Origin of the sequence: Polaromonas sp., from assembly GCF_035638815.1 — a bacterium.
Classification (GTDB): Bacteria; Pseudomonadota; Gammaproteobacteria; order Burkholderiales; family Burkholderiaceae_C; genus Polaromonas.
In genome coordinates this window covers 59,344-71,993 of record NZ_DASQZG010000027.1, presented here as the reverse complement: position 1 = coordinate 71,993, position 12,650 = coordinate 59,344, and the positions used below count along the sequence as shown (strand labels likewise).

13 protein-coding genes are annotated in these 12,650 nt (G+C 59.5%); 9 read left to right on the top strand and 4 right to left on the bottom strand.

The features are described 5' to 3' along the window. The first annotated feature begins 7 nt into the window (after positions 1–7). Entirely contained in the window at positions 8–889 is an 882-nt protein-coding gene (locus VE934_RS16495) for a cytochrome c oxidase subunit 3 (protein WP_324889509.1), read from the top strand. A 39-nt stretch (positions 890–928) separates the two neighbouring features. Here the strand turns inward: VE934_RS16495 and VE934_RS16490 are convergent, their stop codons facing one another. Next, positions 929–1,150 carry a twin transmembrane helix small protein gene (locus VE934_RS16490; protein WP_324889507.1) on the bottom strand — a complete coding sequence of 74 codons (222 nt, stop codon included), beginning with the start codon at positions 1,148–1,150 and terminating at the stop codon, positions 929–931. Between the two features lie 18 nt (positions 1,151–1,168). Between VE934_RS16490 and VE934_RS16485 the strand changes: the two genes are divergently transcribed. Genes VE934_RS16485 through VE934_RS16465 form a run of 5 tightly spaced genes read left to right on the top strand, consistent with a single transcriptional unit; the run spans position 1,169 to position 5,354 of the window. Next, on the top strand, positions 1,169–1,909 hold the full coding sequence (locus VE934_RS16485) for an SURF1 family protein (protein WP_324889505.1): 741 nt from the start codon (positions 1,169–1,171) through the stop codon (positions 1,907–1,909). A 12-nt stretch (positions 1,910–1,921) separates the two neighbouring features. Beyond that, entirely contained in the window at positions 1,922–2,635 is a 714-nt protein-coding gene (locus tag VE934_RS16480) for a hypothetical protein (protein ID WP_414693872.1), read from the top strand. Between the two features lie 12 nt (positions 2,636–2,647). Beyond that, the gene (locus VE934_RS16475) at positions 2,648–3,820 is read left to right on the top strand and encodes a COX15/CtaA family protein (protein WP_324889501.1); all 1,173 of its coding nucleotides are present in this window, start codon (positions 2,648–2,650) and stop codon (positions 3,818–3,820) included. After that, on the top strand, positions 3,817–4,734 hold the full coding sequence (gene cyoE, locus VE934_RS16470) for a heme o synthase (RefSeq protein ID WP_324889499.1): 918 nt from the start codon (positions 3,817–3,819) through the stop codon (positions 4,732–4,734). The genes VE934_RS16475 and cyoE overlap by 4 nt, the downstream gene beginning before the upstream one ends. Further along, positions 4,731–5,354, top strand: a complete 624-nt coding sequence (locus VE934_RS16465; RefSeq protein WP_324889497.1) for an SCO family protein — start codon at positions 4,731–4,733, stop codon at positions 5,352–5,354. Before cyoE ends, VE934_RS16465 begins: the two co-directional genes overlap by 4 nt. Before the next feature lie 101 nt (positions 5,355–5,455). On the opposite strand, the gene rpoH is transcribed toward VE934_RS16465, so the two are convergent. The 3 genes from rpoH to ftsY all read right to left on the bottom strand — a co-directional run bounded on the left by rpoH (position 5,456) and on the right by ftsY (position 9,111). Continuing rightward, the gene (gene rpoH, locus VE934_RS16460) at positions 5,456–6,400 is read right to left on the bottom strand and encodes an RNA polymerase sigma factor RpoH (RefSeq protein ID WP_324889669.1); all 945 of its coding nucleotides are present in this window, start codon (positions 6,398–6,400) and stop codon (positions 5,456–5,458) included. Between the two features lie 588 nt (positions 6,401–6,988). After that, positions 6,989–7,999, bottom strand: a complete 1,011-nt coding sequence (locus VE934_RS16455; protein WP_324889667.1) for an Ldh family oxidoreductase — start codon at positions 7,997–7,999, stop codon at positions 6,989–6,991. Positions 8,000–8,010: 11 nt separating this feature from the next. Next, complete coding sequence (gene ftsY / locus VE934_RS16450) at positions 8,011–9,111, bottom strand: signal recognition particle-docking protein FtsY (protein ID WP_324889495.1); 1,101 nt, start codon at positions 9,109–9,111, stop codon at positions 8,011–8,013. A 53-nt stretch (positions 9,112–9,164) separates the two neighbouring features. Here ftsY and VE934_RS16445 point away from each other — a divergent pair, with 53 nt between their 5' ends. Genes VE934_RS16445 through rsmD form a run of 3 tightly spaced genes read left to right on the top strand, consistent with a single transcriptional unit; the run spans position 9,165 to position 12,625 of the window. Next, a complete protein-coding gene (locus tag VE934_RS16445; RefSeq protein WP_414693871.1) occupies positions 9,165–10,592 on the top strand; it encodes a M16 family metallopeptidase in 1,428 nt (475 codons plus the stop codon). A gap of 60 nt (positions 10,593–10,652) precedes the next feature. Beyond that, complete coding sequence (locus tag VE934_RS16440; protein WP_324889492.1) at positions 10,653–11,996, top strand: pitrilysin family protein; 1,344 nt, start codon at positions 10,653–10,655, stop codon at positions 11,994–11,996. Further along, a complete protein-coding gene (gene rsmD, locus VE934_RS16435; RefSeq protein ID WP_324889490.1) occupies positions 11,993–12,625 on the top strand; it encodes a 16S rRNA (guanine(966)-N(2))-methyltransferase RsmD in 633 nt (210 codons plus the stop codon). Before VE934_RS16440 ends, rsmD begins: the two co-directional genes overlap by 4 nt. Positions 12,626–12,650 lie beyond the last annotated feature (25 nt).

Genomic DNA, 12,650 nt, shown 5'->3' with positions numbered 1-12,650 from the left:
GTTGGAAATGTCTTCAGCAGCCCATGCGGGAACCCCCCATTATTTTGTACCGGCGCCCTCGGCTTATCCGGTCCTGGCATCCGCCGGCCTGTTTTTTGTCATCCTGGGTGCGGGGCAGTGGATCAATGGTGCAGGCTGGGGAGCGATCTCGCTTGCATTTGGCATGGTGATGTGGCTTGCGGTGCTGTTTTTCTGGTTCCGCGCTTCCGTGGCCGAGAGCGAAGGTGGGCTTTATGGCCACAAGATCGACCTGTCTTTCCGGTGGGCCATGAGCTGGTTCATTTTCTCGGAAGTGATGTTTTTCGGCGCGTTCTTCACTGCACTTTGGTGGGCGCGTGTGCACTCGGTGCCCGAGCTGGGCAGCCTCGAGAACGCCTTGCTGTGGCCTGACTTCAAGGCGATCTGGCCAAGCGTGGCGCCAGGCGTCACGGCATCGCCAGCAGGCATCGTTGAGCCTTTCACCACCATGGGGCCCTTCTGGCTGCCAACCATCAACACAGCTTTGCTGTTGACCTCTGGTGTCACCCTGACCATCGCCCACCACGCGCTGCGTGAAAATCACCGCGGCAAGACCATTGCCTTCATGTGGGCGACCGTTCTGCTGGGCATCATCTTCCTGTGTGTGCAGGGTTATGAGTATGCGCATGCCTATAGTGATCTGAACCTGAAACTCTCTTCCGGCGTTTACGGTTCAACCTTTTACATGTTGACGGGCTTTCACGGCTTTCACGTGTTTGTCGGCATGTTGATGTTGTTGTTCATCACCTTGCGTTTGCAGAGCGGACATTTCACTGCCGACCGTCATTTTGGTTTTGAAGGCGCTGCCTGGTACTGGCACTTCGTGGACGTGGTGTGGCTGGGCCTTTACATTCTTGTCTACTGGCTTTGAACCCAGACGGATGGAAAAAAGCGCCGCGAGGCGCTTTTTTTACTTGGCCGAAGGAATGCCCGTGGGCTGGATATACCCCATCTTCCAGGCAATCAAAATGCAGATAAAAAGCACAATTGAAAACCCGACGCGAAAGGCCAGGGCCCGTGCCATGCTGCTGGTTTTTTCCTTGCCATCGGTGCCTCCCCTCAACATGAAAAAAAGTGCGGCGCCCAGGCTGGCGATGATGGCCAAAAAAGCCAGTGCTACGAGATAAGTCATGAACCGAATTATCTGCGCATGAGATTCGCCTTGCTTAACTACCGCTTCTGGATCCTGACGCTGGCAGCGGTGCTGGCTTGCGGGCTGACGTTTTCTTTGGGCCAGTGGCAGCTGCGCCGCGCCGCACAAAAAGAAGCCCTTCAGACCGCCATTGAAGAGCAAAAAGGTCAACTCGCCCTTGATAATGGGGCGCTGTTAGCTACAAAAAACGTAGCAAGTCTGACCCATCGCCCGGCTGTTCTGCAAGGCACCTGGCGAAGCGCTCATACGGTCTACCTCGACAACCGTCCCATGGGTGGCAAGTCTGGCTTCTGGGTCATGACTCCTTTGGCACTGGCCGGCGGTCAGCAGTCGATTCTGGTGCAACGTGGCTGGGTGCCGCGCGACTTTACTGATCGCTCGCGACTGCCTGAGGTCGCCACTCCAGCAGGTGTGGTGACTGTCAAAGGCCGCATGGCCCCGCCGCCTTCGAAGTTATATGAGATGGGCGAGATGGGAAGTGGACGCATCCGGCAAAATCTGGACGTGTCAGCTTTCAGTGCCGAGATTGGCGCGCCCCTGCTTGCAGCCTCCTTGCTGCAGACCGATCCCGCGAGTGAAGGACTGCTCAGGGACTGGCCGATCGCCACATCCGGCGTGGACAAGCACTATGGCTATGCCTTTCAGTGGTTCAGCCTCAGCGCCTTGTTTCTTGGTCTCTTTGTGTGGTTTCAGTTGATTCTTCCGCGTCGCAAAAAGCGGCTTTCGCAGCCTTCCTAACCGTCCAGTTTCATTGTGCAAAATCAGCCACCCAACTCCTCCCAGCCGCCTGGCGCCTTTTCCGGGGACCAGCCTCTCGACCTGACGGTTCATGCATTGCCTCAGGCCAATACAGCCCTGACAGCGCAGGCGCCAGACACCCGGGCCGGGCGTTGGAAGATGCTGGCCGTTTTGCTGGTGTGTGCTGCCCCCGTCATCGCGTCGTATATCACCTATTACGTGATTCGCCCTGAAGGCCGGCGCAATTACGGCGAGTTGATTGATCCGCAGCGCCCTTTGCCGGCTTTGGCTACGTTGACAGCCGATGGGAGCCAGGTCGATCTGGCATCGCTCAAGGGGCAATGGTTGCTCGTCAGCGTCGCAGGCGGGGCGTGCGACGCGGCTTGCCAGCAGCATGTGTATTTTCAGCGCCAGCTGCGCGAGTCACTGGGCCGAGAGAAAGACCGGCTCGACCGCGTCTGGCTGGTCAGTGACAGCGTGGCCGTGCCAGAGACGCTAAAAGCGGCACTGCACGGCTCCACCGTGCTGCGTGTTTCAGGGGTCGAACAGTGGCTCCAGTCTGCACCCGGCAAGCGCCTGGGAGACCACTTGTACGTGGTTGATCCGTTCGGCAACTGGATGATGCGTTTCCCTGCCCAAATGGACGCTGCTGGAGCCGCCCAGGCCAAGCGTGACCTGGAACGGCTGATGCGCGCTTCCGGCTCCTGGGACAAGGCCGGCCGCTGAAACCGCACATCAATGGTTACGCAAGAACTCTATAACTTTGGCCCGGCACTTCGCCTGATGGCCATGGGCCTGGTCATTGCGCTGGGCCCGTTGGCCTGGGTGTGGCTGCGCAATAAAAACCAGCCCATATCGCGGCGCCTGCGGGTTTTGACATTGCTCACGCTGTTTCTCACCTTTGACCTGGTGTTGTTCGGCGCCTTCACACGCCTGACAGACTCCGGACTGGGGTGTCCTGACTGGCCCGGTTGTTATGGCCACGCGAGCCCTCTGGGCGCGAAGCAGCCCATCAGCGAGGCGCAGGCTGCCTTGCCCAGCGGGCCGGTGACGCATTCCAAGGCCTGGATAGAAATGATTCACCGCTATCTTGCAACAGCGGTTGGTGTGCTGATCATGACCCTGGCCATAGCGACCTGGTGGGCGCGGCGCAGGGCGGCCAGCGATGGCGCCGGTGTGGCCCAGGTTCTTCCACTGTGGCTGCCGCTGGCCACCTTGTTTTGGGTCTGTATCCAGGGCGCGTTTGGCGCGCTGACCGTCACCATGAAGCTGTTTCCGCTGATCGTCACGCTTCATCTGTTGGGAGGCCTCTTGCTGCTTGCTTTGTTGCAAGCTCAGGCCGTGCGTTATGCGCAAGTGCAGGGCGGGCAAGTGCAGACCTCGTTGAGCCGCAGGGTATGGGTACTTCTGATAGCGACTTTTGTCTTGCTGTGGTTCCAGATTGCCTTGGGCGGCTGGGTCAGCACCAATTACGCGGTATTGGCCTGTACTGACTTCCCGGCGTGCCAGGGTAGCTTGTGGCCGATGATGGATTTCAGCCAGGGCTTTACCTTCTGGCGTGCGCTAGGCGCAGGCGCGGAGGGCGGCAACATCAGTTTCCAGGCTTTGACTGCCATTCATTACGTGCACCGGCTCGCGGCTTACGTCGTGTTTACCGCCCTGTTGTTGCTGGCCTGGCAGCTTGGGCGGGTGCCTGCCATGCGCCGCTACGCCATGTGGATAGGCGGGCTTGCGCTTTGGCAGTTTGCTACTGGCCTGGGCAATGTATTGCTGGGCTGGCCTCTGGCAGCGGCGGTGTCTCACACCGGGGGTGCTGCGGCTTTGGTGGTGGCACTCACAGGGGCTATTTTTTCCAGCTCGGGCGTCTCGGCAGCAGGGAGTGCGTCAAAATCGGGGGCTTCGACCTTATGAATCCCAACGACTCCACTGCTTCCGCAACTGTTGCGCCTTTTGTGCCGTCAAAGTTTGCGCAGTTCTACGCGCTGACCAAGCCGCGTGTGGTGCAGTTGATTGTGTTCTGCGCATTGATCGGGATGGTGCTGGCCGTGCCTGGTGTGCCCGGGCTGGCGGAAGTGAAACTGGCACTTGTCGCATGCGCGGGTATCTGGCTGGTGGCTGGCGCCGCCGCTGCTTTCAACTGTCTGGTCGAGCAGCAAATTGATGCCAAGATGAAGCGCACCGCATGGCGCGCGACAGCGCAGGGGCAGATCAGCAACCCGCTGACACTGACGTTTGCCGCCGCCCTGGGTGGGCTTGGCTCATTGATTCTGTACATCTGGGTCAACCCGCTGACCATGTGGCTGACCTTTGCAACCTTCGTCGGGTATGCCGTTGTCTACACCGTCATTCTCAAGCCGCTGACGCCGCAAAACATCGTGATCGGCGGCGCGTCTGGCGCGATGCCGCCGGTGTTGGGCTGGGCCGCAATGACAGGCAATGTCAGTCCTGAAGCGCTGATCCTGTTTCTGATCATTTTCCTCTGGACACCGCCACACTTCTGGGCGCTGGCCTTGTATCGCGTCGAAGACTACCGCAAATCAGGGCTGCCCATGCTGCCCGTGACGCACGGCAACGAGTTCACGCGTTTGCAGGTATTTCTCTACACACTGGTGTTGTTTGCCGCCTGCATGCTTCCCTTTGTTTTCAGAATGAGCGGGTGGCTGTACTTGATGGCGGCAGTTGTGTTGAGCTTCGGCTTTAGCTGGTACGGCTGGCGTTTGTGGCGCAACTATTCGGACGCCCTGGCGCGCAAGACATTTCGTTTTTCACTGATTCACCTGTCTGTTTTGTTTGCGGCCTTGCTGCTGGACCATTACCTCGTATGAGTTTTTTCTCTTCTCCTGTTCGCAAGCGTAGCGCGCTGCAATGGCTGACGCTGGGTGGTTTGTCCATCGCGGCGGGACTGTTGGGCGCGTGTTCCGAAAGCAAGCTGCAATTTCACAGCATTGATATCACGGGCGCAGACTATGCCCAAGACTTTTCACTCACCGATCACAACGGGCAGTTGCGCAGTCTCAAGGACTTCCAGGGCAAGGTGGTGATTGTGTTTTTTGGCTTTACGCAGTGCCCTGACGTGTGTCCGACGTCTATGGCAGAACTGGCAGAAATCAAGAAGCTTTTGGGCAAAGACGGCGACCGTCTGCAGGGGCTGTTTGTGACACTTGACCCTGAGCGGGACACGCAGGAGGTGCTCAAAGCATATATGGCCAACTTCGATGCGACCTTTTTGGCCCTGCGCCCCGAACTGGAAAAACTGCCGCAGCTGGCCAAAGACTTCAAGATTTTCTACAAAAAAGTCGACGGCAAGACACCAACCAGCTACACGCTGGAACACTCGGCAGGCAGTTATGTTTTTGACCAGCAGGGGCGTGTCCGCCTTTACAGCCGCTACGGAAGCGGCGCAGCGGGGCTGGCGTCTGACGTCAAGTTGCTGCTCAAAAACTGAAAAAACGCGGATCAAAAAAGCCTGCACGCGATGGTCGGGTGCAGGCTTGGGCAATCGCCGCTTGGACCGGCATTGCCAATAAAGCTGTCAGGCCAAAGTTATCAAGCGTAAGCGGCCAGGACCTTCTTCATCTTTTTCATCGCGGCCACTTCAATCTGGCGAATACGCTCGGCGCTGACCTTGTACTCAGCAGCCAGATCGTGCAGCGTCATGCCGCCAGAGCCATCATCATTGACCTTGAGCCAGCGCTCTTCAACGATACGGCGTGAACGGGGATCCAGATCCTCCAGTGCCGTGGTGATGCCATCGCTGGCCAGGTAGTCACGCTGGCGTGACTCCATCAACATGGTTGGTTCCTGAGTAGCATCCGAAAGGTAGGCGATCGGGCCATAGGCTTCTTCGCCATCATCGCTGGGGCTGGGATCCAGTAGTACGTCGCCGCCGGACATGCGTTTTTCCATCTCCATGACCTCTTCGCGCTTGACGTTCAGGGTCTTGGCCATGGAATCAATTTGGCCTTCGGTCAAGGTGTCACGGTGAGTCGCCACATCCGCGTCATCCTTGAAACCCTGCTTCATGGAGCGCAGATTGAAAAACAGTTTGCGCTGGGCTTTGGTGGTTGCCACCTTCACCATGCGCCAGTTTTTCAGAATGTACTCATGCATCTCGGCCTTGATCCAGTGCAGGGCATAACTGACCAGCCGAACGCCCTGGTCGGGGTCAAAGCGCTTCACGGCCTTCATCAGGCCGATATTGCCCTCCTGAATCAGGTCGGCATGCGGCAGACCGTAACCCAGATACTTGCGGGAAGTGGCCACCACAAGGCGTAAGTGAGACAGCACTAACTTCCCGGCTGCATCCAGATCGTTGTTTTCCTTGAGACTTCTGGCAAATTCCTGCTCCTGCTCCAAGGTGAGCATAGGCAGCCGGTTGACGGCCGAAATGTAAGCGTCCAGGTTGCCCAGCGGTGGAAGCAGCGACCAGGGATTGGCGGCCGCGAGCTCGGTTGCCTTCGGGGCAACCTGGGGAGAGAGGGCATAAGACATAGAGGACATAGAGCAGAACTCCTTTTCTGGCGCAATATTAGCACTCTCACATAGAGAGTGCCAGACAACAGGATCAATGACGTGGATAGCGTCAGGCTAATCCGTGTTTACCCTTGTTTGTGTACGATTTTGCCGATTGGTTCACTTGCAGTGTGTAGGGGAACGAGCTGGAACGAGGGCGTCCAAGGCCTCAAATCGACCGCCGTTTCAGGGTCTGTCCGGAGGAAGTCGCCTATCCTCTGAAATATCGCGTGTTTCCACGTCCACGATGTCCATTTGAGTGGGGGCGCTGCGCGTACCGGCGCCAGGCCACATGGTTTGCGACGAAAAGCGCTGAAAACGCCCGAAAACCATGGCCGGCTTTGGTTTTCGCCCGGTAAGAAGGGATGTCAGCATCCCCACGGCGAGAAAAACGAGGGCGACGGAAAGGAGAACCAGCGCGAACAGCGACGCGAAACCCAGGAACACCAGGCGCAGGAAAAAACGGAGAACGCGGCTAATAAAACTGGGCACTGGAAAATCCCGGGATTTCGGAATCAGTTAGTTTGTGGCTGCAATCGCGTTTTCAAGCGAGTGCTGTAATGGGAGTCAGGCGGATAGCGTCCGAAGTTGTTGCATGAGTGCGTCGGGGATGGACAACCCTGACTTCAGGGCCCCGCGCTCAAGGGCAAGTCTGCGTTCGCCGGAAAGCCGAACCCCATCGTCAAGCAGCATTTCATGGATCACGGTTTCCATGCGGTCGTAATACATGTCGCTTCCGGTCAGCGCGCCTGGATCGATCACGATGAACGCTTGCCCCAGCCGCGGCACGTTGCCCTCATCGACAAAAAAGGACGATGCTTCAAAACCAAACTGGGCGCCGATAACCGCCGTGACGAGCAGCTCAACCATCAGCGCCAGCATGGAGCCCTTGGGGCTGCCGGCTGCGCCAAGGGGCAGCATGGAGCCAAGCAAGCCTAGGTTCGGGTCGGTCGTCGGATTGCCCTGCTGATCCAGCGCCCAACCCAGGGGAATGCTCTTGCCCTCTTTGGCCGCAATCATCAGTTTTCCGCGCGCCACTTCGCTGAGTGACAGGTCAATCATCAAGGGGTCGGCATTTCGTCTTGGAAAGACGGCTGCCACCGGGTTGGTGCCAAAAATTGCATGTTTGCCCCCTGCGGCTGGCATGGCTGCGGGCGAGTTGGCAAAACCCAGTCCGACCATCCCGGCGTCGGCCACAGCGCGCAGATGATCAACCAGTACGCCGCAGTGGTGGCTGTTGTTCACGCCTGCAAAACACACGCCTGATTCGCGGGCGGTGTCGATGGCTGTGGAAACCGCAAGCTCGCAGGCTGGAAACGCCAGGCCGTGTTTCGCATCCACCAGCAGGGCGGCGCCCTTGCTCCGCGAGATGGACGCCACCGCAGCGCCGTCAGCGCGGCCATTGCGAAGGTGGGTGGCGTACTGGGCCACGCGGCTCAGTCCGTGAGAGGACAGCCCCTGCGCCTCGGCCTGGACCAAAGCCTTAGCGGTACTGTCCGCCATGTGCTGGTTTGCGCCGGCCTTGCGAAGCGCGCCGGTGGCAAGACTGAGCGCTTCTTCAAGAGACAGATGCGCCATGGCGTTCAAGTTCAAGCCAGCAGGGCTTGCGCAAATTCCCGGGCGTTGAAGGTTTCCAGGTCTTCCAGTTTTTCACCGACCCCGATGAAATACACCGGTACCGGGCGCAGGCTAGGTGAGGCTTTTGAGCGTTCTCGCGCCCACAGAGCAATCGCAGCCAACACGCCGCCTTTGGCTGTGCCATCCAGTTTGGTGACGATCAGACCCGTCAATTGCAAAATTTCGTCGAAGGCCTTGACCTGGCTCAGGGCGTTTTGTCCGGTGTTCCCGTCGATGACGAGCAGCACCTCATGCGGCGCTGTGGCGTCCGCCTTGCTGACAACGCGTTTGATCTTGCGCAGCTCTTCCATCAGGTGCAGCTGGGTCGGCAGTCGTCCGGCGGTATCGACCAGCACCACATCTTTTCCACGCGCCTTGCCAGCGCTCACTGCATCAAAACTGACAGCTGCCGGATCGCCGCCTTCCTGGCTGATGATTTCGACCGTGTTCCTGTCAGCCCACACTTCCAGTTGCTCGCGCGCGGCGGCACGGAATGTGTCGGCTGCGGCCAGCAGCACCGATGCGCCTTCGCTGGCGAGATGCCGTGTCAGTTTGCCAATGGACGTTGTTTTGCCAGCGCCATTGACCCCAGCAACCATGATGACGGTCGGTTTGTGTTCGCCGATCACCAGTGCCTGCTCCAGCGGCTTGAGCAACTGGGTCAGTGCTTCAGTGAGAATGTTTTTGACGGCGACCGGATGGGTAACGCCGCTGTCTTTTACGCGCTGCTTGACCTCTTCGATCAGGTGGGTGGTGGCGCTCACGCCGGTGTCGGCCATCAGCAGGGCGGATTCCAGATCCTCATACAGTGCGTCGTCAATGCGGGTGCCGGTAAATACGCCGGAAATACTGGCGCCGGTTTTGTTCAGGCCCGATCGCAGCTTGCTCACCCAGTTTTCACGCCCCGTCAGTACCGTTCCGGGCAGAGGAATTTCAATGGGTGTGACCAGCGCGCTGCCAATCAGTCCACCAGTGGCCGCGACTGGAGGCAGGGGGGCAGGAGGTGGTGAGGGCGCTATGGATGCCGGAGGGGGCGCGCTATCGGGCTTTTTTTTCTTGAAGAAACTGAACATTGGATATGCTTTGGGAGTCACACTATTCTATGAAACACACCGGGGTCCGCTTGATGGGGGTATTTATCCAGTTTTTCCGATCACGTTGCAGGACGAGCTTCTTTCTTGCATTCGGTTTTTTTGCCTCACTTTCGGCATCAGCCCAAACCGCGGCGCGAGTCGCCCAGTTTCAGTTGGCCAATGGCTTGACCGTCATCGTCAAAACGGACCGCCGTGCACCTACCGCTGCGCATATGCTTTGGCTGCGGGTTGGCTCCATGGATGAGGTGGACGGCACGACGGGTGTTGCTCACGTGCTCGAGCACATGCTTTTCAAAGGCACGCCGGATATGAAGCCAGGCGAGTTTTCGCGCCGCGTGGCGGCGCTGGGTGGACGTGACAACGCCTTTACCAGCCGGGATGCCACCGGCTACCACCAGCAAATCCCCTCCAACAAGCTGGAGGACGTGATGCGTTTGGAGGCGGACCGCTTTGCCCGCAACCAGTGGGCAGATGAGGAGTTCAACAAAGAACTTGAAGTCGTCAAGGAAGAGCGCCGCCTGCGTACCGAAGACTCGCCGCGCGGCCTGATGTTTGAAGCGGCCAATGCCATGGTGTTTGTGGCCTCGCCCTATCGACGGCCCGTGGTGGGCTGGATGAGTGACCTCGACGCCATGACCCCGGACGACGCGCGCGATTTCTATCGCCGCTGGTATGTCCCGGCCAACGCTGCAGTGGTGGTGGCAGGCGACGTGGATGTAGAGCAGGTAAGGCGTTGGGCCGAAAAATACTACGGCGGCATGGCAGCGCGTCCGGTGCCTGCGCGCAAGCCTCGTGTAGAGCCGGCGCAGACCGGCTTGCGCCGACTGGACTTTAAGGCTGTAGCCAGCCAGGCGTATGTCAGCCTGACATTCAAGATACCCGGTTTGCGTGCTGTCGATGCCGCGCCTGGCAGCGATGCATTCAACCGCGACGCGCTGGCATTGACCGTGCTTGCCGCCGTGCTTGACGGCTACAGCGGCGCCCGGCTGGACAGGGCGCTGACCCAGGGCGACAACCGCGTCGCTGACAGTGCGGGTGCGTCCAATGGATTGATAGGCCGGGGTCCTCAGACCTTCATGCTCGACGGCGTGCCTGCAAACGGGAAAACGGCCGCACAGGTGGCCGACGCTCTGCGCCAGCAGGTGGCACTGGTTGCCCGTGACGGCGTCAGTGAAGCTGAGTTGAAGCGCGTGAAAACCCAGTGGGCAGCCAGCGAGACTTACAAGCTGGATGCGGTTTTCAGCCAGGCGCAAAGCCTGGGTTCATACTGGATCAATGGCTTGCCGCTGGATACCGACAGACGCCTGATTGCGCAACTGCGCACCGTCACCAGCGCCGAAGTTCAGGCAGTGGCCGCACGTTATTTTGGTGATGACCAACTCACCATCGCCACCCTGATTCCGCAAACCCCTGATCCGAACCGCCCGCCGCGACAGGCGCCCGCAGCGTTGAGGCACTGATGCCTTGATGCCAGGACATTTTTTAACCCCGACGCCTCAGGACTTCACGTGATTTTTGCTATGAAATTGAGAGCGATCTGCGCCCGTACTGCGTGGGCTTTATCGCTTTTTTGCCCCATATTCGCGCACGCCGCCATCCCCGTGCAGCACTGGACGCAGAGCACGGGCGCCAAGGTTTATCTGATCGAAAGCCCGGCCATCGCCATGGTGGATGTGCAAATTGACTTCGACGCGGGCAGCAGGCGCGTGACGGCTGACCGATCCGGGCTGGCCGGTGTGACGGCCTCCCTGTTGTCCAAGGGCGTTGCGGCGCGGGGTAGTGCGCCTGCTTTGGACGAAAACGCCTTGGGCGAAGCTTGGGCGGATTTGGGCGCGCAGTTTGGCGCATCGGCCGGGGCTGATCGCTTCAGTTTTTCGCTGCGCAGCCTGACCGAAGCGGACTTGCTGGATCAGGCCGTGCGACTGGCTGCACGTCAAATTGCCGAGCCGTCTTTTCCGGCGGAAGTGTGGCAGCGCGACCGGCAAAGGCTGATCGCGCAGTTGAAAGAGTCCTACACCCGTCCAGCCAGTGTGGTTGCCCGCGAGTTTGGCAAAGTTTTGTACAGCGGGCACCCCTATGGGTTCGAGCTCAACGAGGCCACCTTGAACCGCATCAGCGTCGCTGACATGCAGGCCTTTCACGCAAGCTACATCACCCGCTGCCATGCACGCGTGAGCATCGTGGGCGCGCTCACGCGGGCGCAGGCCGATGTCGCTGTGGCCGGGCTGCTGTCGCGCTTGCCTGCGACCGATTGTGCGAAAGCGCCGCCTTTGCCTGTGGTGCCTGAAGTGCCGCCGCTGGACCGGGCCCAGTTGCTGCGCATCCCGTTCGATTCAGCGCAAGCCCACGTGATGATCGGTCAGCCGGGCTTCAAGCGCAACGATCCTGATTTTTTTGCCTTGACGGTGGGCAACTACATACTGGGCGGGGGTGGCTTTGTTTCCCGCCTGACCGATGAGGTGCGCGAGAAGCGGGGCTTGAGCTACAGCGTCTTCAGCTATTTCTCACCGGGTCGGCATGCGGGCGCCTTCACGCTGGGCTTGCAAACGCGGCCAGACCAGGCCGCGCAAGCCACCGAGGTTGCCAGGCAGGTACTGACCCGCTTTGTGTCTGAGGGCCCGCTGGAGGCCGAACTGCAGGCCGCCAAAGACAATCTGATAGGCGGCTTTCCATTGCAGCTCGACAGTAACCGCAAACTGCTAGGCAGTCTCTCGGGCATTGCCTGGAACGATTTACCCTTGGACTACCTCGACACCTGGACAGCGCAGATTGCGAAGGTCAGCGCTGCGGACATCAAGTCAGCCTTTGCGCGCAAGCTGCAACCCGAAAAAATGGTCACCGTGATTGTGGGCGCTGCGCCATGAAAACAACCGCAACCAAGCCCGGCGGCAAACCACAGGTGAAGCGTGCCCCGGCCAAACTTCCCGGCGTGGTCCGCATCATTGGCGGCCAGTACAAGCGCAGCAAACTCCCGGTAGCCAACAAGCCGGGTTTGCGGCCCACCCCCGACCGCGTGCGCGAAACGCTGTTCAATTGGCTGGGCCGTGATTTGACTGGCTGGCGTTGTGTGGATGTTTTTGCCGGGACAGGCGCGCTGGGTTTTGAAGCGGCTTCACGTGGCGCCAAAGAAGTGCTGCTTTGCGAACAGGACGCCGGTTTGGTGGCTCAGCTCAAAGCACTGCAACTCAAGCTTCAGGCAAACATGGTGCAGATAGAGCGCGGAGACGGCGTTTCCGTGCTCAGGCGGCAGGCGCCCGCCAGCCAGCAACTCGTGCTGCTTGACCCGCCGTTTGATTCACCGCTGTTTGACCCCGCGCTCAAAGCGGCTGCGGCAGTGGTGGCTGACTCCGGGTATGTGTACCTGGAGGCGCCGCAGGCCTGGACCGATGAAACCCTCGCACCTTATGGGCTTCAGGTTCACCGCAGCGGCAAGGCTGGGGCAGTTCATTTTCATTTGCTGCAGCGCATGGGCGCTCAAGCTGACACGCCTTAATTCTGGGGCGGCGGGGCATAATTGA

Excerpts from the sequence above, each read along its gene's own strand:
- VE934_RS16495 (WP_324889509.1), top strand. The coding sequence starts at position 8 with ATGTCTTCAGCAGCCCATGCGGGAACCCCCCATTATTTTGTACCGGCG.
- rsmD (WP_324889490.1), top strand. The coding sequence starts at position 11,993 with ATGAAAACAACCGCAACCAAGCCCGGCGGCAAACCACAGGTGAAGCGT.
- VE934_RS16485 (WP_324889505.1), top strand. The coding sequence starts at position 1,169 with ATGAGATTCGCCTTGCTTAACTACCGCTTCTGGATCCTGACGCTGGCA.
- cyoE (WP_324889499.1), top strand. The coding sequence starts at position 3,817 with ATGAATCCCAACGACTCCACTGCTTCCGCAACTGTTGCGCCTTTTGTG.
- VE934_RS16455 (WP_324889667.1), bottom strand. The coding sequence starts at position 7,999 with ATGGCGCATCTGTCTCTTGAAGAAGCGCTCAGTCTTGCCACCGGCGCG.
- VE934_RS16475 (WP_324889501.1), top strand. The coding sequence starts at position 2,648 with ATGGTTACGCAAGAACTCTATAACTTTGGCCCGGCACTTCGCCTGATG.
- VE934_RS16440 (WP_324889492.1), top strand. The coding sequence starts at position 10,653 with ATGAAATTGAGAGCGATCTGCGCCCGTACTGCGTGGGCTTTATCGCTT.
- VE934_RS16465 (WP_324889497.1), top strand. The coding sequence starts at position 4,731 with ATGAGTTTTTTCTCTTCTCCTGTTCGCAAGCGTAGCGCGCTGCAATGG.
- rpoH (WP_324889669.1), bottom strand. The coding sequence starts at position 6,400 with ATGTCTTATGCCCTCTCTCCCCAGGTTGCCCCGAAGGCAACCGAGCTC.
- ftsY (WP_324889495.1), bottom strand. The coding sequence starts at position 9,111 with ATGTTCAGTTTCTTCAAGAAAAAAAAGCCCGATAGCGCGCCCCCTCCG.
- VE934_RS16445 (WP_414693871.1), top strand. The coding sequence starts at position 9,165 with ATGGGGGTATTTATCCAGTTTTTCCGATCACGTTGCAGGACGAGCTTC.
- VE934_RS16490 (WP_324889507.1), bottom strand. The coding sequence starts at position 1,150 with ATGACTTATCTCGTAGCACTGGCTTTTTTGGCCATCATCGCCAGCCTG.